Genomic DNA, 24,754 nt, shown 5'->3' on the forward strand with positions numbered 1-24,754 from the left:
TGGGGTGGCCATGGCGTGGTTCGGCGGGGTCACACGGCGGATGCGGGCCGGCGGGCGCGCAGTGCGACGGTCAGCGCCTGCGGGCCGAGCCCTCCGAGGTAGACGCGGTTCCCGGTCGTCGCATCGGTGCCGCCCGCCACGGTGTAGTCCTGCCCCGGGTCGTACCGCAGTACGTCGCTCCGGTCCGGTCCGGCGAGCGGTTCGCCGGCCTCGACGCAGGCCTCGACCCGGATCTCGTCGTCGCCGGCCCGGTAGGTCATCGGCCCGGTCGTCAGGCACCAGCGTCCGTCGCCGGCCGGTGCGGCGCCCTCCGGCACGCCGCCCGGCCGGAAGGTCAGTTCGAGCGCCCAGGGCACCCGTGGTCCGCTGATGTCGATCCGCAGGTCGGCACCGTCTTCCCTGAGGTCCACCTCGACGCGGGTCGTGTGCGAGACCTCGTCCCGGGGGCGGTCCGGGAAGGCCATCGCGGCCGAGAAGCGTCCCTCGTCCGCCATCAGGTAGGCGCCGTCGTCCCGTCGCCGGTCCGGCGGGAGCGGCTGGTAGTAGGCGGCCGTGAGGGTTTCGGTGAGCCGGTACCGGTCGCCGGCGAGCCGTTGCATGCCGGCGGCGCGGAACGGGCCCAGGTCGAAGAACCCCCGCGAGAGGCGGACGGCGTCGAGGACCGCGTCTCCGGCGAACAGGCGCAGGAAGGTGGGATTGCAGGCGAGACCCGAGCGGACGCGCCGGTGCTCGGGCACGTCGGAGCCGCCGTACACCACTGTGTGCGTGGTGGCCGAGGCGCGTGCGGCGAGGCGCGCGGTGGTGAGGTACCGCTCGCGCGGAAGTGTCTCCGCGGCCGGGGCCGGCAGGACGCGGCACACGTCCGGGGTGAGGAGGGTCTCGGCGAGCAGGTCGGGGTCGTCGATGCCGCCGGCCGCCGCCAGCCGCGCCGCCCGGCTGAAGTCGCCCCGGCCGGTGCGGACCGCGAGCAGCCGGTAGTGCGGCAGGTAGGGCGCCAGCGGGAACGGGTGGTTCTGGTCCTGCCGTCGCGAGTGGACGGTCTCCACCGTGCCGTCCGGCCTGATGAGATCCAGGGTGGTGGCGAGATTCCGTTCGACGGCGTCCCGCAGGTCGGCGCGGCCGAGCACGTCGGCCAGCAGGAGCAGCGACGGGTTGGACACATGGGCCGCGTAGACCGCGCTCCGTTCCGAGTACAGGCCCTCCGCGTCGATGTCGACGCCCTCGGACAGCCACTCCTCGATGCGGTGGAGCAGCCGGTCGTCGGGGAACGACCGGTGCAGCCGGGCCAGCGCCGCGCACAGCTCCCAGCGGTGGTTCGGGGTGTGCACCCCACCGGTCAGGAGGCTGTCGGAGGCGGCGCCGGCGATCTCGGCGAGCGCGGCCGTGACGTCGCGCAGTTCCGGCCCCGCGCCGGCGGAGAGGACGTGCGCGTCGCACACGTCGTTGACGGTGAAGGCGGAGTCCGGCGGTGACTGCACGTTGTCACCGCCGGCGAACAGGCCGGTGGGTGTCTGCACGGCCCGGAGGGCGCGGAGGTGGGTCATCGCGGCGGCGACCGCCTGTCCGCTGCCGTGCAGCGCCGACTCCGGGGAACGGCAGGCCGCGACCAGAGTCTTCACCCGGCGTGCCAGAACGCGGTGGGTCACGCCGACGGGTTCGTCGTCCGGGCCGGCCGCCAGCGGGACGGCCGGCCGGTCGGCGGCGCGCGCCGCCGCGCGGACGAACTCGTGGTCGAGCGGGGTGGGCAAGGACGCTCCTATGGATGTCAGTCCTTCAGTCCGGCGTTGATGTCGGCGTTCATGACATAGCGCTGGAACACCAGGAAGATGATGATCAGCGGAATGATGGAGATGACCGATCCGCCGAGCAGCACCGACCAGTTGATGTTCTGCGCCCCGACCAGGCTCTGGATACCGATCTGCACGGTGAACTTCTCGGGGTCGTTGAGCATCAGCAGCGGCCAGATGTAGTCGTTCCACCGCCACTGGAACGACAGGATGGCGAGCGTCAGCATGACGGGCCGGGAGATCGGCACCATGATCCTCAGGAAGATCGACAGCTCACGCGCGCCGTCGATGCGGGCGGCCTCGATGAGCTCGTCGGGGACCGTCAGGAAGAACTGGCGGAACATGAAGCATCCGGTCGCGGTGAGCAGGGCCGGGAGGATGATGCCGGCGAGCGAGTTGTAGAGGCCGAGGTCGCGGACCACCAGGAACTGCGGGGCGAGCATGACCTCGGACGGCAGCATCGTGGTGGCCAGGATGCCGACGAAGAAGACCTTGAGCCATTTGTTGTCGTACTTGGCCAGCGCGTACCCCGTGCAGCAGCTGACTCCCACCGTGAGGATCGTCGCGATCACACACACGATGGCCGTGTTGACGAAGTACTGGGAGAAGTTGGCGCTGTCCCACGCTGTCCTGTAACCCGACAGCGTGGGGTTGTCCGGGAACAGCTTCAGCGGAACGGAGAACAGGTCTCCCGCCGGTTTGAAGGAGCTGAGGACGAACCACAGCACCGGCAGCCCGTAGAGGGCCGCCAGGACCCACAGCAGTGTCGTCGCGGACACCGCGCGCCGAAGCCCACCGCCGCGCCCGCCGCGCGGCCGCTTCCTGGGAGCAGCCCGTCCGGCCTCGGCGTCGACCGGGCGTGGCATGTCTGTGGTTGTCATCGGTTCTCCACCCGCCGGTTGACGATCAGCTGGATGATCGCGACGGCCATCAGGATGAGCATGAGCACGAACGACGCGGCGCTCGCGTAGCCGATCTGGCCCCGGTCGAAGCCGGTCTGGTAGATGTACTGGACAAGCAGGTTGTTCGACGTGCCGGGTCCGCCGTTGTTGAGGGAGGCGAACAGCGGGTACTCCTTCATCGCGTGGATCGTGTTGAGCAGGATGACGATGAACGAGGTCGGCGCGATGCTCGGCAGTGTGATGCTGACGAACTGGCGCCACGGACCGGCACCGTCGAGCGAGGCCGCCTCGTAGTACGACACCGGTACGTTCTTGATCGCCGCGATGAACAGCAGCATGGAGAAGCCCGTCCAGGCCCAGGACGCCGCCACCACCACGACCATCAGCGACAGGTCCGCGTTCGACTGCCACGGGACGGCACTTCCGCCGAGTTCCTCGATGACGTAGTTGACCAGTCCGAAGTTCTCACCGAACAGCCACCGCCACAGGACGCCCACGACGATGGGCGACAGAAGCCACGGGATGAAGAAGAAGATCCGGGCGACCGAGGCGCCCTTGGCGTGCCGGCTCACCAGCAGATTGGCGATGAGCAGCGAGAGGGCGAAGTTGAGCGGCACGAAGAGGACGGTGTACAGCAGCGTCCGGGACAGCGCGTCGAAGAAGGCGGAGTCCCCGAACAGGTTGTCGTAGTTGTCCAGTCCGACGAACTGGAACGCCCCGACACCCGTGTAGTTCGTGAAGGAGTAGACGAGCCCGATCACCGCCGGCCACACGAAGAACAGTGCGAAGAGCACGACATTGGCCGCGATGAGGACGAGCGGCGCGACGGTGTACTTACTACGTCTCCTGGGCGGGCTCGTGGACACGTCCGAGGCGCGTTTTGTCATCTTCCCTGACTCCGTGCTGGTGGAATGGATTGCTGTGGGCTCAGGCTCCGAGCCCGGCATCGCGTGGGGCGCCCGGCCCGGGCGGCGGTGTCTCGACCCCCGCCGCCCTGGCCTGCCGGGGGCCTGGGATCAGCCGCCGACCTGCTGGTTGTAGCCGTCCACGATGTTCTGCAGGGCCTTGTCGGCCGACTGCTGGCCGTTGATCGCCTTGCCGAGTTCCGTCTTGGTCGGGTCCTCGGTGAGGCTCTTGCCGTCCAGCACCCAGGCCGTCTGCGCGGTGTTGAAGTAGCCGGAGATGGGGTCGTAGAGCGGGATCGACTCGTTGTAGAGCTTGAACGCCGCCTGCGCCGCGTCGGACTCGAAGGGGTACTCCGGGTTCAGACCGCTCTCGACCGGCAGGAACCCGGACTCCTCACACAGCTCCTGGTAGTGCTCGGGCTCGTACACCCAGGACAGGAACTTCTCCGCGGCGGTGGCCGCGGCGCTGTTGTTGTTGAAGCCCACCATCATGCCGCCGCTGTTGACGTCGCTGGCCTGCACCGGCTGGGCGGGGGTCGGGGCGCTGGCCCAGTCGAACTTCGTGATGCTCTCCGCGAAGGCGGGAACCTGCCACACGCCGGACCAGTAGGCGACCACGTCACCGCTCTGGAACATGGCGGACGGGTCGGCGCCGCTGGTCCACACCGACTTCGGCATGGTCTTGTCGTCGTTCCATCCGACGAAGGTGTTCACGGCCTTCTTCGTCGCCGCGTCCGCCGAGAACGTGCCGGAGGAGTCCGCGTGGACGTACTTCCCGCCCATCTCGTACACCATGGCGCGCAGCCGGGACGGCGACTGGTCGAACGTCAGGGAGTACTTGGCGCCCGTCTTCTCCCGGACCTCGTCCGCCGCCTTGATGAACTCGGTCCAGGTCCAGGTGTCGTCGGGCGAGGCCGGGACGGAGACGCCGGCCTCCTTGAACAGCGTCTCGTTGATGAACAGGCCGGACGCGGTGACGTCCGAAGGGATGGACAGCACCTTCCCGGACGAGTCCTTGGCGACGAAGTTGCCATTGATGTTGTTGCTCTTGTTGTCGGCGATGGAAGTGAGGTCGATCAGCTTGTTCGACCAGATCGGGTCCAGCTTCGGCACCGCCGCCACGTCGGGCAGCGAGTTCGCCTGCGCGGCGTTGCGCAGCTTCGCGTCGTAGCCGTCGTAGGGGGTGTTGACGAGCTTGACGTCGACGCCGGTTTCCTTCTTGTAATCGGCGACCATCTTCTTCCAGCCCGCGTCCTGTCCCGGAACCGTGGAGATCCAGAACGTCAGCGAGTCGGACGTCCCGCCCGATTCGGATCCCGAGCCGCAGGCGGAGAGAAGCAGGGTACCTGCCGTGGCCACGGCAGCGAGGGGGACCAGGCGGCGCATGCCGCCGCGGCCGAGTCGGCGAGAGCGCCGCACACCCACAGTGGTCATCTTGGATCCCATTTCGTGGTAGGGGACGGAGCACGGCGCCGACGGAGGCGGCACTGGTGCATATGTGAGGAAGTTCGCTTTCCGAGGGCGCGGCCTCGCCCGGCCGCGTCATCCTGACGAGCGAGGGTCCCCGGCCGCTGTGGCCGTCGCCGCATCAGCACGCCCTGGTGCGGTTGCCGTACGTCGAGTACGGGCGGGACGCTCGCCCAAGCCGGCGTCCCGGCCGACTTAGAAAGCGCTTGTCCGGACATTGGCAGACCGAGCTGGAAACCGTCAATGCCTGGTCCGCGCCGCCTCGGTCACGGTTTGGACTCCCCGGGCGACCGCGAGCCGGGCAGCACCCACGACGGTACCCAGGTCACCGACCGTGCTGCTGACCACCTCGGTGGGCCAGCTGAGGCGCTCCAGCTCGGCCCGCACCCCGGCCAGGAGCTGCGGGTCCGAGCCGGTGCTGCCGCCCAGGACGATCAGCCCCGGGTCCAGTACGGCGGTCACGGCGGCGGCGAGCCGGCCCACGTCCACCGCATGCCGGTCGACGACGGCACGGGCTGCTGCCCGCCCCTCGCCGGCCAGCGCGAACAGCTGATCCGCGGTCCGCGGGCAGGGCTCTTCACCGTCCTGCCAGGACTCCGCGGCCCGGCGCAGGAGCGAACGGGCGCCGATGTACTCCTCCAGCGCCTCGTGCCGGGGATCCAGGTCGTCGTCCCAGGGGTAGGGCAGCCGGGCCAGCTCACCGGCCGCCCCGTTCGCCCCGCGCAGCACCCGGCCGCCGACGACGATGCCGAGACCTATACCGACACCGATGCGCAGGTAGCCGAAGGTGTCGCGTCCTATGGCGGCGCCTTCGTGCAGCTCGGCGAGCGCGGCGCAGTTGACGTTGTTCTCCAGGTGGACCGGCACCCCGCGCGGCAGCGTCACGGCCACGGCGTCGAAGACGGGCCGCGCCTTCGCGGTCGCCGGACGCGCGTCCTCCTCGGCGGTGACGTCACCGACCGCGACGACGATGGAGCGCAGCGGCGCGTCCCCGGGCAGCGAGAACAGCGCGTCCCGTACGACGTCCACGGCGTCGTCCCGCGATCCGGTGGCCTCGGCGAGCAGGGTGCCGTCCAGGGCGCAGCCGCGCACCCGGGTGAGGGCGGGACCGAGGTCGACGGCGAGGACGGCGCCGGCGGCCGGTCCGAGCCGGTAGACGGCGGCGCTGCGGCCGGTGCCGCTGGAGGCGGTGCCGGAGTGCGCGGCGAGCCGGAAGCCCTCCAGTTCGGCGACGGCGGAGGACACCGTCGGTTTCGACAGGCCCGCCAGGCTCGCGAGCTGTGGCCGGGTCGCACTGCCCGCCTCGGCCAGCACCGCGAACACCGCGCTCGCGCTCTCGGTCAGGCGGGGGGCGATTGCCACGTCGTGTTCCACAGTTCCCCCACAAATCACGGGCCGCGCTCCGCGTCGATCGGGCTCGACGGGAGACGGCGATGGGATGGCGCCGGCATCGCGCGCACCCGCCGCCGTGCGGTCCGCAAGACCGCCGCAGAGGTCGGGTGCGCGCTTGCTCTTGACGCACTGTACTTCGTTAGTTAACTTCCTAACGAATGTCACGGTACTCGCCTGCCGTGTTCCGTCAGAGGCCCGTCCCGGGGCTTCCCTAGTTTCTCAACTGCCTTTCCTCCAGGCATGGTTCGCCCGCCGTCGCAGCATCCCGCAACGACGAAAGAGGATCCGTGCAGGACGCCTCGTACTCCGGTCCGCTCGTGCTCGGCATCGACGTGGGCGGCTCCAAGACGCAGCTGCGCGCCTTCGCGGGTGACACCCCGGTGGCCGGGCACATCCGCTTCAGCAACGGCCGGCGGCCGCACGACCCCGTGGCCGCCGCCGGCTGGCCGGCCGTGCGCGGACAGGCCTGCGAGACCCGGCGGCAGTGCGAGCAGATCCGCACCGCCCTGCGACTCCACTTCGACGCGCCCGCGCTGGTCGTGGGCGACGCCGAACTCCTCGTGCCCGCAGCGGGCCCGGACCAGAGGGTCGGCCTTGGCGTCGGCACCGGTCCGGTCACGGTGGGCCGTCTCCCCGACGGCCGTTTCCTCGACGGCCGCCTCCTCCAGGCCGGCGGCCGGGGCGCGGCCCTCGGCGACGAGGGCGGCGCGGCCGGTCCGGTCCGCGAGGCCGCCCGGGCCGCAGGGGCGGCCCACGACCGCGGCGAGGAGCCCGATGCGCTCACGGCCGGTCTCATCGCCTCGTTCGAGGTGCCCGAAGTACCCGCTCCCGGCACGGCACTTGAGCGCGCCCAGGACGTGACGGCCGAATGGCGCCGACACGCCCCGGCCGGGTTCGCCGCCGCCGCGGGATCACGGCTCGCCCGCACGGTGACGCTCGCCCGCACGGTGATGGAGGAGGAGGGCGGCGGCTCCCTCGCCGCGCCCGTCGGACGGCTCGCCGCGCGCGGTGTCGTCGACGACGACGTGGTGACGGGCAGCATGCTTCTCGCCCAGCCCCTTCTCCATGACGCCTCCACCACCGCACTCACCGACCGGGTTCCGGCAGCCAGGCGACAGCCGCGGCCAGGGCCTGTTCCGCCGAGGGTGCGTGCCGGGCACCAGGGCGCAGGCGGGGCATCTCGGAACAGGCCCTGGTCCCGCCGGTCGAAGGGGCGGTGGCGCTCGCGCGTTCACTCCTCTGACACCTGCCGGACGCCGGGCCGGCCCCGGTCCGACACGGCCCGCCCGTAGGTCTTCGCTCATACGCCGCAGAAAGCGCGTACGGCCCGTCCGTCCCCGCGCACCCCACGGCGGTCATCGCACGACTCCCGCGGCCCCCCGCGGCCGAAGAACTCAAGAGAGGCAGACGCATGCCGTCATCCGCCGGGCACCGCTCGAACTCGTCGGCCGGTGCCAGTGAACCGGCCTTGAACCGAAGGGGATTCCTCCGGACCTCCGTGGGTGTCTCGGCCGGTGTGCTGGCCGCGCCCACCTTCGCCTCGTGGCTGGGCGCAGCCGACGCCAAGGCCGCCACGTCCTACGCCGCGTTCGTCGACGACTACAAGACCAACGTCACGACGAACCTGACGCCCGAGACCAACGCGGTGGTGCGGATCCTCGGCGGCATGGCCGAGATCTGGAAGACCGGCGGCGCGTGGAACACCGGCACCCCGCTGCGGCCCGAGATCCTGCGCGCCAACGTGCGCTACTGCGCCCGGACCACCGCCGCGCGCACCGAGGCACAGGCGAAGGAGTCGTTCGTCTACGACCGTCAGCACCAGAGCTACGCGATGATCGCCGCGCTCGGTCCGCTGGCCGAGTTGTACAAGTCCGGCGCCAAGGCGGTCACCTCGATCACCGGCGCCCCCGACGGCACGCCCGCCGGCAAGATCAGCGACGCGCTGCCCGCCGACGCCCCGGCCGGTTCGGCGCTCGGCGCCGGCTCGACCACCTCGGCGCTGGGCAAGGTGGCCGAGCTGGTCAACACGGTGCGCGGGCCGTTCGCCTCGGGCAATCCGGCCAAGTTCGCCTTCCAGTACCCGCGTCCGTGGCGCATGAACGGTGACAGCGAGGTCGTCGACACCGGGAAGACCGACGCACTCGGCTACCCGGTCTACGACTCCGAGGTCGTCGTCGCCACTCAGTTGCTGCGGCAGCGCAGCGAGGACCCGGCCGACGACGGCGGCTTCCCCAGCGGGCACACCAACGCCTTCCACCTGGCGGCCCTGGCGTACGCGTACGCCGTGCCGGAGCGCTTCCAGGAGCTGGTGACCCGCGCCCTCGAACTCAGCCACACCCGGATCATGTCGGGCATGCACTCCCCCGTCGACGTCATGGGCGGCCGCGTCATGGCCACCGCCCTGGCCGCCGCCGCCCTCGCCGACCCGGCCAACGCGGACCTGAAGAAGGCGGCCCGCGCCCAGGCCCTGGCGTACTTCCAGGAGCGGACCGGCACGACGGCCGACACGCTGTACGCCTACGCCCACTCGGCGGGCACCGGCTCCGACCCGTACGCGGACCGCGCCGCCAACGCCCGCGCGGCGACGCCGAAGCTGACGTACATCCTCACCCGGCAGGGCCGCAGCAAGCCGCTGACCGTGCCCAAGGGCGCGGAGGTGCTGCTGGAGACGCGGCTGCCGTACCTCGACGCCGAGCAGCGGCGCGAGGTGCTGCGGACGACGGCGCTGCCCTCCGGGTACGTACTGCTGGACGGCGCCGAGCAGTGGGGCCGGCTCAACCTGTTCGCGGCGGCGGACGGTTACGGTGCCTTCGACACGGACGTGACCGTCACCCTCGACGCCTCGGCCGGCGGCTTCGGCGCGGCCGACAGCTGGCGCAACGACATCGGCGGCGACGGCGGTCTGACCAAGCGCGGCACCGGGACGCTGACCCTGACCGGCCACAACCGGTACACCGGCGGGACCGCGCTGACGGACGGTGTCCTCGTCGCCGCCTCGGCGCACGCCCTGGGCCACGGCGAGGTGCGGGTCACCGGCGGCACCCTGCGCGTGGCCACCGAGTCGACCGTGAAGATCCACGGCACGTACTCCCAGACGTCGGCGGCGCTTGAGGTGACGCTGCGTTCGGGCCGCGGCCCTGCCCTGGAGGTCACGCGACGCGCGGTGCTCGGCGAGGGCAGCTCGCTGTCGCTGCGGCTCGACGCCGGCCAGCCGCCGGCCGCGGGGAGCACGGTGCGGGTCGTCGGCGCGTCGGCGCTGCGCGGCCAGTTCGACCGCGTGGAGCTGAACTCCGACACGCTGCGGGCCGTACCCGTCTACACGGCGGATGGTCTGTCGGTACGACTCCTGAAGCGGTGACGCGCTGACGTGGCGGGAGCTGATGCAGAGTGGCCCCGTGAGGCGGCTCCGGATCACTCCCGCCACCGTGCGGCCGGTGTCGCCGCGGGGTGGATGATGGCGCGCGAGCAGCAGGACCTGGTCCTCGATCCCGGGACGGAGGGGCACCCTCCGACATCGGTGACGGCCAAGGCGGCACCACGCGCCTCGCGGAGACGCTGGCCGGTGCCGCTGCTCGTGGTCGTGCTGCTCGCCCAGATGGCCGTGGCGATGGTGACCACCGCGGTGCAGCAGACGCCGACCATCGACGAGCCCGTGTACGTCGGCACGGCCGCCGTCTATCTGCACGACCACAGCCTGCGCTACAACCCCGAGCATCCGCCGCTGGGGAAGCTGGTCGTCGGTGTCGGTGTGGCGATCGCCGATCCGCACGTCGACCGGCCGCTGCCGGACGATCAGGGCGTGCTGGGGCGGCAGTTGCTGTACCGGTCCGGCAACGACCCGTGGCAGCTGATGTTCTGGGCCCGCCTGCCGGTGATCGTGCTGACGCTGCTGTTCGGTCTGGTCGTGTTCGCGTTCGCGCGTGAACTCGTGGGCGTGGCGGGCGGTTTGACGGCGCTCGCGCTGTACGCCTTCTCCCCCGACGTCATCGCCCATGGCTCCCTCGCCACGCTCGACGTACCGGCGGCCGGTTTCCTGCTGACCTCGGTGTGGCTGCTGTGGCGGGCGCGGGTCCGGCCCCGGCTGTATCTGCCGCTCGCCGGGGCGGCGTTGGGCGCTGCCCTGGCCACGAAGATGAGCGCGCTGGCGGCGGTTCCGGTACTGGTGGTGCTCGCCGGGGTGTCGGTGTGGTGTGCCGGGGCCGCGGGCCGGGCCTGTGCTGAGTCCCCCGTCGTCCGCGCGGAGCGCGGGCGCGGCGACACGGTGCTCTCCCGCCGGAAAGCGCTGCTGCGAGCGGCTGCGGGCGCGGGCGTGCTGACGCTGGCCGCGATCGCGGTCGTCTGGGCCGCCTATCTCGCCGTCGACCCGCGGCTGCGCTGGACGCCGCAGCAGCAGGTGCCATCGGTGGGAGGAGTGCGCGGCCTGCTGGTCGATCTGCTGCCGCTGCCGGAGGCGTACCGGGACGGTATGCGCATCCAGTTCGGGCTGGAGACCCGGCCCTGGGAGAGCTTCCTGTTCGGGCGGGTGTACACGGGGTCGCTGTGGTACTACCTCCCGGCGGCACTGCTGGTGAAGACGCCACTCGGCATGCTCGTGCTGTGGGCGGCCGGCGCCGTCGCACTGCTGGCGGTCCGTCAGCTGCGGCCCGCGGCACCGTATCTGCTGCTCGCCCCCGCCGTCCTGTCGGCCGTGGCCATGCAGGGGGCGCGGGACTTCGGCACGCGGTACGCCATCTTCGTGCCGATGTTCCTGGCCGTGGCGGCGGCCGGTGTCCTGACACTGCGGTGGCGGTGGCGGTTCGTGGCGACGGGCGCGCTGGTGCTGTTCGTCGCGGTCAGCTCGCTGCGGACGTTCCCCTGCTATCTGCCGTATTCCAACGAAGCGTTCGGCGGCACCGCGAAGACCCGTCTGCGACTGCACGACTCCAATGTGGACTGGGGCCAGGACCTGGGCCGGCTCGCCGACCGGCTGCGGGAGCGCTATCAGGGCGAGCGGATCTGGCTCGTCTACAAGGGCAGCGGGGTGCCGTCGTACTACGGCATCGACGCGACCGACCCGCGCACGGTGCCCGCCCGTGAGGTGCGCGGCCTGCTGGTCGTGTCGGACTCCAAGGCCGCCAAGGCGGAAGGGCGGCTGGCGGAGTTGATCGACGGCAGTCGCCCGATCGACGAAGTCGGTCATTCGATCACGATCTACCGACGGTGATCGTGTGGTGTGATGTGGCGCCCGTGGTGCGCTTGAGGTGCCCTCGTACCAGCCCTGGTCACCACAGTGTGTGAGCTATGTTGAACGACTGTGGGAGACAAAGGAGGCGCATCGGTGCCATCGCCGCAGCAGGCACGTGCACAGGCATCCGCGATCACCTCGGGCAAGTCGGCACCGGAGACGGAGGCCGCCCCGAGTTCCCAGATCAGGACGCTTTTCGACCGTCCTCGGCTGTCGCCGGGACAGCGGCGTATCGCCCAGTACCTGATCGAGCACATCACCGAAGCGGCCTTTCTTTCGATCACCGATCTCGCCGAGCGGGTCGGCGTCAGCCAGCCCTCGGTGACCCGTTTCGCCGCGGCGGTGGGCTTCAGCGGTTACCCCGCGCTACGGGAGAAGCTCCAGTCGATCGCGCTCGGCACGCTCGCCGGCGGCCCCGCGGCGCCCGAGGAGAACCAGAGCAACGAACTGCAGGCGGCGGTTGACGCGGAGATCGAGAACCTGGAGAACCTGCGGCGCGACTTCGCCGACCCCGGCCAGGTGATCGACACCGGCCGCAAGCTGTCGGAGTCGACGCCGCTGACCATCCTGGGCCTGCGCATCTCGGTGTCCCTCGCCGAGTACTTCGCCTACGCGGCCCGCCGCGTCCACCCGGATGTGCGGCTGGTGACGCGGGGCGGCAGCGTCGCCTACGACGCGCTGCTCCAGTCCCGCGAGGCGGGCGGCACCTGGGTACTGGCGTTCTCCATGCCCCGGCACGCGCAGGAGACCCTCAACGCCGTTCAGGTCGCGCGCCGCGCGGGGCTGAAGGTCGCGCTGATCACCGACCTGGCGCTCGGGCCGGTGGCCGACGAGGCCGATGTCACCTTCGCCACCGGCACCGGCTCCCGGCTGGTCTTCGACTCCTACGCGGCGCCCGGCGTGATCGCCGCGGCGCTGCTGCAGGCGATGACCGACGCCGACCCCGAGCGCACACAGGCCCGGCTGGAGGAGTACGAGCAGGTCTCCGACCAGCACCAGTTCTTCCTCAGGGACTGAACCTCCCTCAGGGACCGGGCGCCGACGATCCCACAGCATGCCCCACAAAAGGGCACAAGGGGACCAATCACCCCAAACTGCGCATGAATGTTTTCATACGTCTTGCAAAGCAGACGGCATATATAAATACTTCACACCCGAACACCCGAAACCGCCGTCTCCCACCCGCGTCGGCGCCTCGGATGTTCGACGGGCATCGCCTGCGCGACCGCCCGCGGTGGCCCCGGTCATCCCCTGGACCGGGGCCGCCAGAAACGTCGGGACCACCCCCCACGACGCCGCACACCGGAAGCGATGATCATGCCCTTGACGACCACGCGCATCAGCCCGGACTGGCCCTGCCAGGTCAAGACCCCCGGCAGCTACGACTGGGAGCGCTCGGCGGCCAAGTGGCTGCGCGAACTGGTGCCGGCCCGCTACGCCAGCTACCCGGCCCTGATCCGCCACCCCGTGCTGCTCGCCCGGCATGCGCAGATCCAGGTCCAGCACGAGATACGCGTCGCCCGCACCGCCCTGCAGACCGCGCGCGCCGACCTGCCCGGGCTCGGTCTGCCGGAGTCCGTCATCGAGCACACGATCAAGCTGTACGCGGCGGAGGTCCTCCAGTTGCAGCACATCGCGCGCAGCGTGCGGGCGGTCACACAGGCACTGGTGGACAGCTCCGCACGCTGACCGCCGGAGGGCGAGGGCGGGTTCAGCCGGTGCCCGTACGGGATTCCAGGTCCCGGCGGGTGTCGTCGCCGTAGACGCCGGTCTCGTCGCCGCGGATGCCATACCAGAGCTGGAAGCGGGCGACCGCCTCGGTGAGCGCGGCGTCGAACTGCCCGCTGGTGGAACCGTTCTGGTAGACGTCCGGGATGCGCAGCAGCCGCTCCTGGAGGTCGGTCACCTCGGGTCCTGAGGCTCCTTCGCGGAGGGTGCCGGGGCCGTCGGGGTCGACTGCCGCGCCGCCCGCGGGAGGCGGGGCGGCGGATGTCGTGGGGGCTTCGGGTGCGGGCGCGGCCGTGTCGCTGTCGCTCCGGCCCGGGAGCAGGAAGGCGCCGCCGAAACCGATGACGGCGGCCGCGGCCACGGCGACCGCCACGACGGCGCGGCGGCGCCCGGCCCTGCGGGGGCGGGGGCCCGTGGCCCGCTTCGCCTCGTCGGCGAGGACGGACGGCAGTTCCTGGGTCGCGTCCTCGGATCCGGGCAGCCTCGCCGGCAGGGGCACGCTCTCGTAGCCAGCCGTTCTGGACGGCAGGTCCTTGAGCAGTTCGGCGAGGGCGTCGGTGCGGCGGGGGCGCAGGACGCGTACCGGTTCCAGGGGCGGCCGGTCGTCATGCGGCTGCCGGGGTTCGGGCGGTATCGGCACCGCTCTTCTCCTTCCGTCCCGTGCGCTGGGGTCCGGGCTGTTCCCCGTGCAGTGATACGTGGCAGCCGCACCGGGAGTTCAGCGGGGCCGCATCCTCACTGACCGTGCGGACCCTCCGGTCGCGCCGTCCACTCGGCTCCCCCTCCCGGAACCTGAGCACTCAGTTCCCCTCCACAGCGCACTGAGTGCCATGACCCTCGGTCGAGTGCTACGTTCCGACCATGAGCTCCACCGTGAAACCGCCCATGCGGGACGCCCTGATCGCGGCGGCCTTCCAGCTGTTCCTGGAACGGGGATACGAACAGACCACCGTGGACGACATCGTGGCGCTGGCGGGTGTGGGGCGGCGCTCGTTCTTCCGCTACTTCCCCTCGAAGGAGGACGTGGTCTTCCCCGACCACGAACGGTGCCTGGCGGACATGACGGCCTTCCTCGCCGCCGGCGGCGAGGACGACGAGCCGGTGCAGCGGATCTGCGACGCGGCCCGGATGGTGCTGCGCATGTATGCCGAGAACCCGGCCTTCTCCGTACAGCGCTATCGCCTCACGAAGAAGGTGCCGGGACTGCGGGCGTACGAGCTGTCCGTGGTGTGGCGCTACGAGCGCGCCCTCGCCGAGTATCTGCGCGGACGGTTCGCCGGCCGGCCGGACGGGAACCTGCGGGCCGACGTGATAGCCGCCGCCGTGGCCGCGGCGCACAACAACGCCTTGCGCTCCTGGCTGCGTTCGGACGGACAGGACGACGCGGAGGCGGCCGTGGACCACGCGCTCGGCTACGTCCAGTCCGCCTTCGGCACGTCCCGCGCCCCCTCCGCCCCGCTCGCGGACAAGCAGCCGGAGGACGTCGTGGTCGTCGTCTCCCGGCGCGGCGCACCCCTGTGGCGGGTCGTCCAGGAGATCGAGTCCACGCTCGGACGCGGTTGATTCACACAACTCTTCCACATTCAGGGGCACTCAGTACCTTTACGAGTGGCACTGAGTGCCATACTCTGAGGCTGTGCACGGTGGCACGGTGAACCGGGCACGTGCGTGCACGGGCGACCCGCGCACGTCGGATTCCGGCCCCAGTGCAGGGAGTTGACCAGCGTGTACCACCACTCAGGAAGTGTTGCTCGTCAGACAGCGGGCCCCGCGGCGGGCGTACTCGACCCCGCGCCCCGGGACACGGAGGCCATCCTCTTCCAGCGCTGCACCTGGTGCGGGACCGCCATGTACCAACGCCTGCTCTGTCCGGTCTGCCAGGGCAGCGACCTGCGGACGGAGCGCAGCAAGGGCGTCGGTACGGTCCGCCACTCCTCCGTGGTGCACCGCAACACCCCCGCTGCGCGCAATGTGTCCCTGGTCGAGATGGCCGAGGGGTTCGTGGTGCGCGGCCGGGTCATCGGCCCGATGATCGGCATCCACAGCGGGGACCGGGTCCGGCTGTCGACGGCCAAGGACCCCGTCCGCGGCGAGCCCGTGTTCCAGCTCGTCGACGAGCCGTACCGGGCCTGGACCTGAGACTCGGCCACAGCGCCGGGCGCGGCTCGGCGCCACCCGCTCCACCGGCTTCTCGGTCACCAGCGCCGCTCATCCGGCCACGACTCGTCGGCGTCCCGTACGGTCAGCGCATGCCGAAGCCGGGCATCCGGCCCGGCGCCGCGAAGGCTGCGCAGGGTCACACTCGGCTTGGCATCTCCACCGGAAGCCACCTCAGGCAGTCAGCGTCACGCGGATGCCGACGGTCCCCTTCAGGCCGCGTCTCACCCTGCTGCCCAGCAGGGTGAGACGCCCGACGATGCCGTACTTGCGGGCGAGGAGTCGGCGGTAGCGGGCGGCGGTGGCCTCGTCGCAGATCTCGGCGGTGGCCGGAACCTGGTCGCCGGTCGGGTTGCCGCGCAGATCGCACGGGCCGACGAGGACGTCGCCGCGCGCCCGGATCCGCTTGACCTTCCAGGAGTCGGCGACGGTCCAGACGCCGAGCGCGTCCCCGTCGCGCACCACCCACACCGGGGTGGCGACCGGGGTGCCGTTCCGGCGGTAGCTGGTGATCAGCAGGTACCGCCCCGCACCGAGCCGCTCAAGCGCCGTGTCATCCATGACCGGCAAGTCCAGGCCGGTCACCGCAGTCTGACGCCGTCTCGATCCGTCGTATCGCCTCCCGCAGCACGTCTGGCGACGTGGCCAGGTTCAGGCGTACGTGTCCTGCCCCGCCCGTGCCGAAGGGGATCCCCGAGTTCAGCGCCACGCGCCCGCGCTCCAGGAAGACCTCCGCCGGATCGTCCCCGAGGCCGAGCGGACGGCAGTCGAGCCAGGCGAGGCAGGTGGCCTCGCCCGGGCTGTGGCGGATCGCGGGGAGCTGCTCGGCCAGCAGGTCGGCGAGCAGGCGCCGGTTGTCGTCGAGGCCGGTGAGCAGCGCGTCCAGCCACGCGGTGCCGTCGCGCAGGGCGGCGGTGTGGGCGATGACGCCGAGGTGGCTCGGGCCGTGGCCGACCTCCTCGGGCAGCCGGGCGAGGTCGGCGGCGGCCTCGGGGCCCGCAAGCGCGAGCGCGGCCTTGAGGCCGGCCAGGTTCCACGCCTTGGACGCCGACATCAGCGACAGGCCGTTGGCGCCGCCCGGCACGCTGAGATACGGCACGAAGTCGACGCCGCCGGCGACCAGCGGCGCATGGATCTCGTCGGCGACGACGCGCACGCCGTACCGGTCGGCGAGGACGGCGATCTCCGCCAGCTCGTCGGCGGTGTGCACCGTGCCGGTCGGGTTGTGCGGGCTGCACAGCAGGTAGGCCGCGGATCCACCGTCCGCCACCGCCCGCCGGAAGGCCTCCTCCAGCGTCCCGAGGTCGATCCGCAGATCCGCGCCCAGCGGAGCCTCGACCACCCGCCGGTCCATGTGCGCCACGAACTGGAAGAACGGCGGATACACGGGTGGATTCACCACCACCGGATCGCCGGGGCCGGTGACCAGTTTGATCATCTCGACGACGCCCAGCATCACGTCGGGCACGATCGCGGTGCGCTCCACCGCGAGCCCGTCCCACCCCCACCGCTTGTCGGCGAAGCCGGCGAGCGCCTCGGCGTAGGCGGTGCCCGCGGGATAGCCGGTGTCCCCCAGCGTGAGCGCGTCGGTGACCGCGCGGACGACGGGTTCGGCGAGCGGCACGTCCATCTCGGCCACCCACAGCGGCAGCACGTCGTCGGGGTAGGTACGCCATTTCATGCTCGTACGGCATCGGAGACGGTCGAGGGTGAGGGCATGCAGCGGATTCGGTTCACCGGACGTTTCGTGCGGGATCCTGGTCATGGAGCACAAGATAGGGGGCTGTGGCGTGACGTGGAATCGCGCGGGGCGAACGGCGGCGGCCGACCGGATTCCCGAGGTGGCCTGCGACGAGTCGGGTTCGGACGGGGAGAATCTCACCGGCGGGAACACCGATGTCTTCGCGCACGGCAGTGTGCTGCTGCCGGTGGATTCCGCGGCCGGATTCGTGCAGGAGACGAGGGACCGGATCCGTTCACCCGCCGAGGAGTACAAGGCGAACCATCTCCTGCGGGAGAAACACCGCGTGGTACTGGAATGGCTGCTCGCGCCCTCGGGCCCGATCCATGGGCACGCGCACGTGCATCTCACCGAGAAGGCGTTCTTCGTCGTGGACCGGGCCCTCGACCTGCTGCTCGGCGACGGCACCGAGGCCGTCGCGCTGTTCCGGCAAGGGCCGCTGACTTTCGGGCCGGAGGGCTGGCGGGAATTCCTCCAGGCGACGAACCGGTTGCTGCGGGTCAGGAACGACGGAGAGCCGCAGCTCCCGGTCGAGACGTTCTTCCGGACGATCCACGAACTGCTGCGAGCACACTCCGGCACGGAACTGGCGGGCATCCTGGAACGGCTCGCGGCGACCCGGTCCCGGGCGGATGCCTACCGGGCGGGGATTCTGCACGGTCCGACCCTGGTTCCCCTCCTCAATCCGCTGCTGCCCGCGATCGTCCGCACCGCCGCCTACTGGAGCGCGGGCGGCCGGACCGTGCGGCTGGTCCACGACCGGCAGAACATGCTCACGCCGGACCGGATCGCCTGGATCGAGGAGTCGGCCCGGAGGTCCGGGTTCGGGCTCGGCGGGCTGCGGCTCGTCCAGGCGGGACTGGATCCCCGGGTGCAGCTGGCCGACTTCCTCGCCGGGATCGCGCGCAAGATCGCCTCCGACGAGCTGAACGGACGCGGCGACCCCGTCCTCACGGCTCTGGTACGGCCGTACGTGGACGCGGCGTCCGTCTGGGGCGACGAGCGCAGCTGGGCCCGGCTGGGACCGGTGGACGACAGCACGGACGAGCCGCGCGCCCTGAGCGGATCACCGATCCTCTGAACGCCCCGGGGCCGGGCCACGTACCTAGGGAGGGCGCTCAACTGACCGGAGTGCCCCGCGGTGTTGACGCCGCGCTGTTCGGGTTCGGGAGCCATGCATGAGGCACGCACGACGACGGTTCGTCCAGCGAGTGGCACGGCTGGCGGCGGTCGGCGGACTCCTCCTGGGAGGCACGATGGTGACGCGGGCGGTGGCGAGCGAACCGTCCGACGGCGCCGACCTGCCACGTACGCTGGCGCAGTCCGCGGGAGACACCGGCACCGGGCTGGTGTCCCGGCTCGGTACATCGCGTACGGCGGGCAGCTGGGTCGATGCCGAGGGCAGGGCGGTCGTGGCGGTCACCGACGACGAGGCGGCCGCCGAGGTGAAGCAGGCGGGGGCCGAGGCCAAGATGGTGCGCTACAGCATGCGCGACCTCAAGACGGCCACGTCGACGCTGCGTTCGACGCCCAAGGTGGCCGGCACGGCGTGGTCCGTGGACTACCGGTCGAACGAGGTCGTGGTGCGCGCCGACAGCACCGTCTCCACCGCCGACTGGAACGAGCTGGAGGAGATCGCCGACGCCATCGGCGGATCGGTGCGCATGGAGCGCGCCGAGGGCACCTTCACGACCCGCATCAACGGGGCGCAGCCGATCCTGTCCACCGCGGGCCGCTGCTCCGCTGGCTTCAATGTGACCGACGGCCGGCGCGACTTCATCCTCACCGCCGGGCACTGCGGGCCCACCGGATCCGTCTGGTTCTCCGACAGCCAGGGCAGTGAGCAGGTGGGCAGGACGACCACGCAGAGCTTCCCCGGCGACGACTACTCGCTGGTGGAGTACGCGAACGGCCGGGCGGGCGACGGCGCCGACATCGTCTCCATCGGCGAGGGGCAGGGCGTGCGGATCACGGACCTGGGCGAAGCGTCCGTCGGGCAGCGGGTGTTCCGCAGTGGCAGCACGAGCGGGCTCCGCGACGGTGAGGTGACCGCGGTCGATGCCACCGTCAACTACCCGGAGGGCACGGTCAGCGGCCTGATCGAGACGAACGTGTGCGCCGAGCCCGGGGACAGCGGCGGGCCGATGTTCTCCGAGGGGGTCGCTCTGGGCGTGACCTCGGGCGGCAGCGGCGACTGCACGTCGGGCGGTACGACGTACTTCCAGCCGGTGACGAAGGCGCTGGCCGAGCTGGGCATGAGCCTGCTCGTGGGCGCTCCGGACGGTGCCGGGCAGGGCGCTTCGCCGGCGCCGTCGGCCGGGGCCACGCAGGGCGCGATCGCACCCGGCGATGCGACGCCCGGCTCGTCGGCTCCGGTGTCGGGCATCCTGGACGCGTCGACACTGCTGTCGCGGCTCCTGAATCCCCGGAACATCGGCCCGGGCCTGCTCGTCATGGGCGGCAGTCTGATGGCGCTGGTGGCCACGCGGTACATCCGCACGGAACAGGACCGCAAGGCCTACCAGCGCTACTACTCGGCAACGTGGAGCTGATGACAACGTGGGCCGATTGAGGGGGAAGCCGGGCCGCCGACGATGCGCGGCGGCCTTCAGCGGAGGCGGACGCTCAGGCCGCCCTCGCCGGCTGCGGGGCCGCGGCGGCCCACTCCAGGACGAGCCGCTGGTACTCCTCACGCTGCTCGCCGCTCAGTGTCCCGCCCGACCGGCGCCACAGGGCCCGGATCTCCTCGTTGACCTCGTCAGCCGTCCGAGCGGAGGCGGGTTCAACAGTGGTGGACATGCTGTGAAGCATACGGCCCCATAGGTGAAGGCCACGTGAGCCATCACGAGCATTCCTGACATAACGGACCGTGTTGCTGATCACGTCATCTATCAAGGCATGTGGCCCAGTTCACGTCGGTCCGCCTCAACCATCTCGCTTCGTTTCCGCAAGCCGGGCGCCCGCTCCGTCAGGTGCCCGGCTTGCGGCCGTACACGAAGACGTCGTCGCCCGTCTTCAGCAGCGACCAGTACTTCTTGGCGGCGGTCTTGGTCATGTTGACGCAGCCGTGCGAGCCGGGCGGGTTCCACATGCTGACGCCGACGGAGTGGAAGGCCTGGCCGCCGTCGAAGAACTGGGCGTAGGGCATGGGGACGTCGTAGATGGTCGACACGTGGTCGATGTTGCGCCAGTAGATCTTCTTCAGGCCGGTGCGGGTCTCGTAGCCGTTGCGGCCGGTGCGGACCGGCACCGGACCGTAGACGAGCTTCTTGCCGTCCTGGATCCAGCTCAGCTGGAGGGTGAGGTTCACACAGGCGATACGGCCCTTGTTCACGGGGCACTTGCCGGCCTTGTCGGGGTTGTTCCCGACGGCCTTCTGCTTGTTCATCAAATCCATCACGCCCCAGGTCACAGGCCCGGCGTAACCCATGTTCGGCGTGATGCCGTGCTTGTTCTGGAAGCCCTGGATGGCCTTGCAGTCGGCGGCGGACTGCTTGCCGTCGACCGGCCGGCCGAGGAACTTCTCCACCTGCCTCTGATACGGCCCGGTCTGCGTGGTGCAGCTCGCGGCCTGCGCGGGCGTGGCGCCCAGCGCGATCGTGAGCGGTGCCACCAGTCCGGTGATCCCGAGTGCGACGGCTCCCCGTCTGCGTATGTCCCCCATGGCCTGGCCTCTCTCGCGAGTATCCGGGTGCGTTGCCACCAGCTAGACCGGCGTCCGGGGGATTGGGTTGTGGTGGAACTCGCGCTGCGACGAAACGGTGACCTTCCGGTGTCCGCTTCGTCGGGATCGCGCCACGGGACGCTTCAGGCGTCCCAGGGGCGCCGGATCGCCTGGTGAAACCCGGTGTTGACCGCGGTGAGGCCGCCGTCGACGGTCAGGGTCGTGCCCGTGATCCACGCCGCGTCGCGCGAGGCGAGGAAGGCGACGGCCGCGGCGATGTCCTCCGGTTCACCGACCCGGCCCAGGGGATAGAGCGGACGCAGGGCGTCGAGTTCGTCCTCCCGCCCCTCCCAGGCCGAGGTGCGCACGGTGCCCGGCATCACCAGGTTCACGCGGACTCCGCGCGAGGCGGCGTGCCCGGCGAGGGTGCGGGTCAGGGAGGCGAGGCCCGCCTTGGCCGCGCTGTAGGCGTGGTTGCCGAAGTCGTGGGCTCCGTTGACGGAGCCGATGCTGACGATCGCGCCGCGCCCAGAGGCCGCCAGATGGGGAAGGGCGGCGCGGCAGCAGCGGTGGGCGCCGGTGAGGGTGACGTCGAGGTCACGGTGGAACGCCTCGTCCGTGCCGTCCTCGAAGAGCGGGGTGTCGGGGGTGCAGTGGGCGGCGCTGTTGACCAGGACATCGAGGGCGCCGAAGGAGTCGACGGCGTGCGCGACAGCCGCCTCGACGGACTCCCGGTCCGCCACATCACACGCCAACGCCTCGGTGGCGAGCCCCCGTTGACGCAACGCCGACGCCGTCTTCCCGGCCTCGGACCCGTCCACGTCGGTCACCAGCACCCGGGCCCCCTCCTCGGCAAGTCGCCGGGCGACGGCCGCGCCGATGCCACGGGCTGCGCCGGTCACGAGAACTCCGTATCCCTCGAAACGCCGTGTGTGGGTCATGGGGCGAATCTAGTGCCGCGACGATCAACGGGGCAGCTAGTGTGCGGCCATGTCCGCGTTCATCCAGCAACTCCCCGCGCTCATCGGCGTTGTCATCGGTGCGCTCGGCTCGTATCTGGCGGTGGTGCGGGGGGACCGTGCGAGGTTTCGGCAGGAGCAGACGGCGCGCTGGGAGGAGCGGCGGCTCGGGGTGTACTCCGACTACGCGCTGTCGTTGAAGAAGACGATCACGGTGACCTACCGGGTCGCTTCCGATCTCGGCATTGATCCGCACCCGGATCTTCTGGCCCTCGACGACGCCGAGCCGCTGCTGGCCGAGGCGAACACCGGTCGGGATCCCGCCTGGGAGGCGCTGATCATGCTGGGCAGCCGCGAGGTGGTGGAGCAGGGACGGGCATGGGCCCTGACGGTGGTGGAGATGGAGCGGTTCGTGCGCGGCCGACGGGAAGATCCGCAGGCCTGGCAGGCGCTGTTGGCGCGGCAGCGCGCCGCTCGCGAGGACTACTACACGGCCGTACGGGACGACCTGGGCCTGCCGCCGGGCCATTCGGGGCGCTGGTCGTTCCCGGCGGCGAACCCGGTGCCGCCTCAGCGATAGCCCGCCGTGTCCGCCGGTTTCCCCGCGTCCTGCACCTCGACCAGGTACCGCCAGGCGTCCGGGCGGCTGCCGTCGAGGTCGGTGAAGCCGTACACCTGGGCGAGGCCGCCGCTGGAGAGGGACTCGCCGTTGAAGCGGGCCACGTCGGGGTCGGCGGCGAGGGCGGCGACGGCGCGGCCCACGTAGCGCGGGGTCTCCGAGATGGCGAAGTGGGGCACGGTCTCCAGGGCGTCGCGCCAGTTCTCCTCGCGTACCCCGAAGGTGTCGAGCATCATCTCCGAGCGCAGCCAGCCCGGGGTGAGGGCCACGGCGGTGGCGCCGCGCGGGCCGAGTTCATGGCCGAGGGCGAAGGCCATGCGCAGGACGGACGACTTGGCCAGGTCGTAGAAGAAGCTGACGCGGTAGTTGTCGCGGTTGTACTCGGCGGTGCCGTCGGTCATCTCGACGACCAGGCCGCCGGGGTGGCGAAGCAACAGCGGCAGGGCGTGGTGGCTGGTGATCGCGTGCGTCTCGACGGCGAGCCTGAGCAGCCTGAGCCCGTTGTCGAGGTCGTGCTCCCAGACCGGGCTGTCCCACCCGAAGAGCTTCTCGCCGCCCCAGACGTCGTTGACCAGGATGTCGAGGCGGCCCTGCTCGTCGGCGACGCGGTCCACGAGGGTGCGGACCTGTGCCGGGTCGAGGTGGTCGGTGGGTACGGCGATGCCGTGCCCGCCCGCCTCGGTGACCAGGTCGGCGGTGTCCTCGATGGTCTCCGGGCGGTCGTACTCCGAGCGCTTCTCGCGCGTGGTGCGGCCGGTGACGTAGACGGTCGCGCCGGCCGCCCCGAGTTCCACGGCGACACCCCGTCCGGCTCCCCGTGACGCCCCGGCGACCAGCGCGACCTTGCCCTGCAGCGGCTGTGACATGTCCGACCTCCCGTGTGACCGTGTCTCCTCCGAGGGTGACGGGCAAGCCGGACATCTTCTGTCGTGTTTCCTCAGGCGCTCACCCGGCCGGGCGCAGCCGCTCGGCCAGATCGTCGTAGCCGGACAGGAACCAGAGCTGGTTGCCCCGATTGCTCTCGTACACGAAGTCCCGCAAGGCCTGGCTGCCGGCGACGTGCCGCGCGATGTCCCCGACGACGGCCAGGCGCAGGCGGTAGTTGACGAACTTCTGCACGATCGCGCCCGCGATCCCCGAGCGCAGCCGGAAGAAGTCGTCCGGCACCCGCTCCACGGGCACCGCGACCAGTTCCGCCCCGCGCCATCCGGCGTCCCCGATGAGGTCCAGCGCCGCACTCTCGCCGTCGAGCGGCGGGCCGCCCGGGGCGCAGCGCAGCACGGTGACACCGTGCAGGGTCACGAGCTCTTCGGCGGGCGGTACGGCGTCAGTGGCCACGAGTGATCCATTCGTCCAGGTGGGGGGCCTCCGCCCCGATGGTCGTCGAGTCGCCGTGCCCGGTGAGCACCTTCGTCTCGGGCGGCAGGGTGAGCAGCCGGTCGCGAATCGAGGCGACGATCGTCGGGAAGTGGGAGTAGGAGCGGCCGGTGGCGCCCGGGCCGCCCTGGAAGAGGGTGTCGCCGGTGAAGACGGTGCTGAGGCCCCGGTCGTAGAGGCAGATCGCGCCGGGCGCGTGCCCGGGGGTGTGCAGCACGGTCAGGTCGGCGCCCGCGGCCTCGATCACCTGCCCGTCGGCGAGATGGGCGTCGGGGGCGCGGTCCGGGTGGGTGAGCTTCCACAGCGGCAGGTCGTCGGGGTGCAGCCAGATGGTGGCGCCGGTGCGGTCGGCGAGGGCGGGAGCGGCGTCGATGTGGTCGTTGTGGGCGTGGGTGCACACGATCGCGGTCAGCCGGCGGTCGCCGACGGCCTCGGCGATGGCGTCGGCGTCGTGGGCGGCGTCGATCACGACGGCCTCGTGGTCGTCGCCGACGATCCACACGTTGTTGTCGACGTCCCAGGTGCCCCCGTCGAGGGTGAACTGCCCTGAGGTGACGATGCGTTCGATGCGGGCGGCCATCACAGCACCACCACCGAGCGCAGCACGTCGCCGTGGTGCATCCGCTCGAACGCCTTCTCCACCTCGTCGAGTTGGATCGTCTCGGTCACGAACGCCTCCAGGTCCAGGCGGCCCTGGAGATGCAGGTCGATCAGCATGGGGAAGTCGCGGGAGGGCAGGCAGTCGCCGTACCAGGAGGACTTGAGCGCTCCGCCGCGTCCGAAGACGTCCAGCAGCGGCAGTTCGAGCTTCATCTCGGGGGTGGGCACGCCG

Annotated in this window: 24 protein-coding genes and 1 pseudogene; 10 read left to right on the plus strand and 15 right to left on the minus strand. The window is 71.1% G+C overall.

Annotated features, from left to right (window positions below; all coding sequences use genetic code 11):
• Positions 1–29 precede the first annotated feature (29 nt).
• The 5 genes from GFH49_RS15035 to GFH49_RS15055 all read right to left on the minus strand — a co-directional run bounded on the left by GFH49_RS15035 (position 30) and on the right by GFH49_RS15055 (position 6,423).
• Complete coding sequence (locus tag GFH49_RS15035) at positions 30–1,748, minus strand: hypothetical protein (protein ID WP_155056373.1); 1,719 nt, start codon at positions 1,746–1,748, stop codon at positions 30–32.
• A gap of 17 nt (positions 1,749–1,765) precedes the next feature.
• Complete coding sequence (locus GFH49_RS15040; protein WP_155056374.1) at positions 1,766–2,668, minus strand: carbohydrate ABC transporter permease; 903 nt, start codon at positions 2,666–2,668, stop codon at positions 1,766–1,768.
• Positions 2,665–3,576 (minus strand): carbohydrate ABC transporter permease, encoded by a 912-nt coding sequence (locus GFH49_RS15045; RefSeq protein ID WP_155056375.1) that lies wholly within the window; start codon positions 3,574–3,576, stop codon positions 2,665–2,667. Before GFH49_RS15045 ends, GFH49_RS15040 begins: the two co-directional genes overlap by 4 nt.
• 129 nt (positions 3,577–3,705) lie before the next feature.
• Positions 3,706–5,028 carry an extracellular solute-binding protein gene (locus GFH49_RS15050; RefSeq protein WP_155056376.1) on the minus strand — a complete coding sequence of 441 codons (1,323 nt, stop codon included), beginning with the start codon at positions 5,026–5,028 and terminating at the stop codon, positions 3,706–3,708.
• A gap of 273 nt (positions 5,029–5,301) precedes the next feature.
• Positions 5,302–6,423 (minus strand): ROK family protein, encoded by a 1,122-nt coding sequence (locus GFH49_RS15055; RefSeq protein WP_230396301.1) that lies wholly within the window; start codon positions 6,421–6,423, stop codon positions 5,302–5,304.
• A gap of 317 nt (positions 6,424–6,740) precedes the next feature.
• On the opposite strand from GFH49_RS15055, the gene GFH49_RS15060 reads away from it, so the two are divergent.
• The 5 genes from GFH49_RS15060 to GFH49_RS15080 all read left to right on the plus strand — a co-directional run bounded on the left by GFH49_RS15060 (position 6,741) and on the right by GFH49_RS15080 (position 13,366).
• Positions 6,741–7,745, plus strand: coding sequence for an ATPase (locus tag GFH49_RS15060; protein WP_408055910.1), 1,005 nt, complete (start codon positions 6,741–6,743; stop codon positions 7,743–7,745).
• A gap of 119 nt (positions 7,746–7,864) precedes the next feature.
• Positions 7,865–9,811, plus strand: a complete 1,947-nt coding sequence (locus tag GFH49_RS15065; protein ID WP_155056378.1) for a phosphatase PAP2 family protein — start codon at positions 7,865–7,867, stop codon at positions 9,809–9,811.
• 93 nt (positions 9,812–9,904) lie between these two features.
• The gene (locus tag GFH49_RS15070; protein WP_155056404.1) at positions 9,905–11,656 is read left to right on the plus strand and encodes a phospholipid carrier-dependent glycosyltransferase; all 1,752 of its coding nucleotides are present in this window, start codon (positions 9,905–9,907) and stop codon (positions 11,654–11,656) included.
• Between the two features lie 114 nt (positions 11,657–11,770).
• Positions 11,771–12,694, plus strand: a complete 924-nt coding sequence (locus GFH49_RS15075) for a MurR/RpiR family transcriptional regulator (RefSeq protein ID WP_196217993.1) — start codon at positions 11,771–11,773, stop codon at positions 12,692–12,694.
• A 294-nt stretch (positions 12,695–12,988) separates the two neighbouring features.
• Positions 12,989–13,366: a hypothetical protein gene (locus tag GFH49_RS15080; protein ID WP_196217994.1), complete on the plus strand. Its 378-nt coding sequence runs from the start codon at positions 12,989–12,991 to the stop codon at positions 13,364–13,366.
• 22 nt (positions 13,367–13,388) lie between these two features.
• Here the strand turns inward: GFH49_RS15080 and GFH49_RS15085 are convergent, their stop codons facing one another.
• A complete protein-coding gene (locus GFH49_RS15085) occupies positions 13,389–14,045 on the minus strand; it encodes a peptidoglycan-binding domain-containing protein (protein WP_155056381.1) in 657 nt (218 codons plus the stop codon).
• A 245-nt stretch (positions 14,046–14,290) separates the two neighbouring features.
• On the opposite strand from GFH49_RS15085, the gene GFH49_RS15090 reads away from it, so the two are divergent.
• Both GFH49_RS15090 and GFH49_RS15095 read left to right on the plus strand, forming a co-directional pair.
• Positions 14,291–14,968, plus strand: a complete 678-nt coding sequence (locus GFH49_RS15090; RefSeq protein WP_196217996.1) for a TetR family transcriptional regulator — start codon at positions 14,291–14,293, stop codon at positions 14,966–14,968.
• 162 nt (positions 14,969–15,130) lie between these two features.
• Positions 15,131–15,544, plus strand: a complete 414-nt coding sequence (locus tag GFH49_RS15095; RefSeq protein WP_155056383.1) for a Zn-ribbon domain-containing OB-fold protein — start codon at positions 15,131–15,133, stop codon at positions 15,542–15,544.
• 192 nt (positions 15,545–15,736) lie between these two features.
• Here GFH49_RS15095 and GFH49_RS15100 read toward each other — a convergent pair whose 3' ends face one another.
• The gene (locus GFH49_RS15100) at positions 15,737–16,123 is read right to left on the minus strand and encodes a PPOX class F420-dependent oxidoreductase (RefSeq protein WP_155056384.1); all 387 of its coding nucleotides are present in this window, start codon (positions 16,121–16,123) and stop codon (positions 15,737–15,739) included.
• The gene (locus tag GFH49_RS15105; RefSeq protein WP_155056385.1) at positions 16,116–17,327 is read right to left on the minus strand and encodes a MalY/PatB family protein; all 1,212 of its coding nucleotides are present in this window, start codon (positions 17,325–17,327) and stop codon (positions 16,116–16,118) included. The genes GFH49_RS15100 and GFH49_RS15105 overlap by 8 nt, the downstream gene beginning before the upstream one ends.
• A gap of 25 nt (positions 17,328–17,352) precedes the next feature.
• Here GFH49_RS15105 and GFH49_RS15110 point away from each other — a divergent pair, with 25 nt between their 5' ends.
• Both GFH49_RS15110 and GFH49_RS15115 read left to right on the plus strand, forming a co-directional pair.
• Positions 17,353–18,384: a hypothetical protein gene (locus GFH49_RS15110; RefSeq protein ID WP_155056386.1), complete on the plus strand. Its 1,032-nt coding sequence runs from the start codon at positions 17,353–17,355 to the stop codon at positions 18,382–18,384.
• A gap of 97 nt (positions 18,385–18,481) precedes the next feature.
• Positions 18,482–19,855 carry a S1 family peptidase gene (locus GFH49_RS15115; protein ID WP_155056387.1) on the plus strand — a complete coding sequence of 458 codons (1,374 nt, stop codon included), beginning with the start codon at positions 18,482–18,484 and terminating at the stop codon, positions 19,853–19,855.
• A 73-nt stretch (positions 19,856–19,928) separates the two neighbouring features.
• Here GFH49_RS15115 and GFH49_RS15120 read toward each other — a convergent pair whose 3' ends face one another.
• The 3 genes from GFH49_RS15120 to GFH49_RS15130 form a co-directional block, all read right to left on the minus strand.
• Positions 19,929–20,114, minus strand: coding sequence for a hypothetical protein (locus GFH49_RS15120; RefSeq protein ID WP_155056388.1), 186 nt, complete (start codon positions 20,112–20,114; stop codon positions 19,929–19,931).
• Positions 20,115–20,271: 157 nt separating this feature from the next.
• Positions 20,272–20,967 carry a L,D-transpeptidase family protein gene (locus tag GFH49_RS15125; protein ID WP_155056389.1) on the minus strand — a complete coding sequence of 232 codons (696 nt, stop codon included), beginning with the start codon at positions 20,965–20,967 and terminating at the stop codon, positions 20,272–20,274.
• Between the two features lie 143 nt (positions 20,968–21,110).
• Positions 21,111–21,908 (minus strand): SDR family NAD(P)-dependent oxidoreductase, encoded by a 798-nt coding sequence (locus GFH49_RS15130; RefSeq protein ID WP_155056390.1) that lies wholly within the window; start codon positions 21,906–21,908, stop codon positions 21,111–21,113.
• Positions 21,909–21,957: 49 nt separating this feature from the next.
• On the opposite strand from GFH49_RS15130, the gene GFH49_RS15135 reads away from it, so the two are divergent.
• Positions 21,958–22,506 carry a hypothetical protein gene (locus GFH49_RS15135; protein WP_155056391.1) on the plus strand — a complete coding sequence of 183 codons (549 nt, stop codon included), beginning with the start codon at positions 21,958–21,960 and terminating at the stop codon, positions 22,504–22,506.
• Here GFH49_RS15135 and GFH49_RS15140 read toward each other — a convergent pair.
• The 4 genes and pseudogenes from GFH49_RS15140 to GFH49_RS15155 all read right to left on the minus strand — a co-directional run.
• Positions 22,497–23,411: an SDR family oxidoreductase gene (locus GFH49_RS15140; RefSeq protein WP_155056392.1), complete on the minus strand. Its 915-nt coding sequence runs from the start codon at positions 23,409–23,411 to the stop codon at positions 22,497–22,499. The two genes, GFH49_RS15135 and GFH49_RS15140, sit on opposite strands and share 10 nt — an antisense overlap.
• Before the next feature lie 79 nt (positions 23,412–23,490).
• Complete coding sequence (locus GFH49_RS15145; protein ID WP_196217995.1) at positions 23,491–23,883, minus strand: DUF4180 domain-containing protein; 393 nt, start codon at positions 23,881–23,883, stop codon at positions 23,491–23,493.
• Entirely contained in the window at positions 23,873–24,502 is a 630-nt protein-coding gene (locus tag GFH49_RS15150; protein ID WP_155056393.1) for an MBL fold metallo-hydrolase, read from the minus strand. Before GFH49_RS15150 ends, GFH49_RS15145 begins: the two co-directional genes overlap by 11 nt.
• Positions 24,502–24,754: pseudogene (locus GFH49_RS15155) on the minus strand (S-(hydroxymethyl)mycothiol dehydrogenase); the annotation flags it as partial. The pseudogene GFH49_RS15155 and the gene GFH49_RS15150, both read right to left, overlap by 1 nt.

It is taken from the genome of Streptomyces blattellae, from assembly GCF_009709555.1.
In the GTDB taxonomy this organism is placed as follows: Bacteria; Actinomycetota; Actinomycetes; order Streptomycetales; family Streptomycetaceae; genus Streptomyces; species Streptomyces blattellae.

Bases quoted from the DNA above. Each gene is read 5' to 3' on its own strand.
- GFH49_RS15100 (WP_155056384.1), bottom strand. From the start codon at position 16,123: ATGGATGACACGGCGCTTGAGCGGCTCGGTGCGGGGCGGTACCTGCTG.
- GFH49_RS15125 (WP_155056389.1), bottom strand. From the start codon at position 20,967: ATGGGGGACATACGCAGACGGGGAGCCGTCGCACTCGGGATCACCGGA.
- GFH49_RS15065 (WP_155056378.1), top strand. From the start codon at position 7,865: ATGCCGTCATCCGCCGGGCACCGCTCGAACTCGTCGGCCGGTGCCAGT.
- GFH49_RS15050 (WP_155056376.1), bottom strand. From the start codon at position 5,028: ATGACCACTGTGGGTGTGCGGCGCTCTCGCCGACTCGGCCGCGGCGGC.
- GFH49_RS15105 (WP_155056385.1), bottom strand. From the start codon at position 17,327: ATGACCAGGATCCCGCACGAAACGTCCGGTGAACCGAATCCGCTGCAT.
- GFH49_RS15150 (WP_155056393.1), bottom strand. From the start codon at position 24,502: ATGGCCGCCCGCATCGAACGCATCGTCACCTCAGGGCAGTTCACCCTC.
- GFH49_RS15140 (WP_155056392.1), bottom strand. From the start codon at position 23,411: ATGTCACAGCCGCTGCAGGGCAAGGTCGCGCTGGTCGCCGGGGCGTCA.
- GFH49_RS15070 (WP_155056404.1), top strand. From the start codon at position 9,905: ATGATGGCGCGCGAGCAGCAGGACCTGGTCCTCGATCCCGGGACGGAG.
- GFH49_RS15115 (WP_155056387.1), top strand. From the start codon at position 18,482: ATGAGGCACGCACGACGACGGTTCGTCCAGCGAGTGGCACGGCTGGCG.
- GFH49_RS15090 (WP_196217996.1), top strand. From the start codon at position 14,291: ATGCGGGACGCCCTGATCGCGGCGGCCTTCCAGCTGTTCCTGGAACGG.
- GFH49_RS15080 (WP_196217994.1), top strand. From the start codon at position 12,989: ATGATCATGCCCTTGACGACCACGCGCATCAGCCCGGACTGGCCCTGC.
- GFH49_RS15120 (WP_155056388.1), bottom strand. From the start codon at position 20,114: ATGCTTCACAGCATGTCCACCACTGTTGAACCCGCCTCCGCTCGGACG.
- GFH49_RS15135 (WP_155056391.1), top strand. From the start codon at position 21,958: ATGTCCGCGTTCATCCAGCAACTCCCCGCGCTCATCGGCGTTGTCATC.
- GFH49_RS15130 (WP_155056390.1), bottom strand. From the start codon at position 21,908: ATGACCCACACACGGCGTTTCGAGGGATACGGAGTTCTCGTGACCGGC.
- GFH49_RS15045 (WP_155056375.1), bottom strand. From the start codon at position 3,576: ATGACAAAACGCGCCTCGGACGTGTCCACGAGCCCGCCCAGGAGACGT.
- GFH49_RS15040 (WP_155056374.1), bottom strand. From the start codon at position 2,668: ATGACAACCACAGACATGCCACGCCCGGTCGACGCCGAGGCCGGACGG.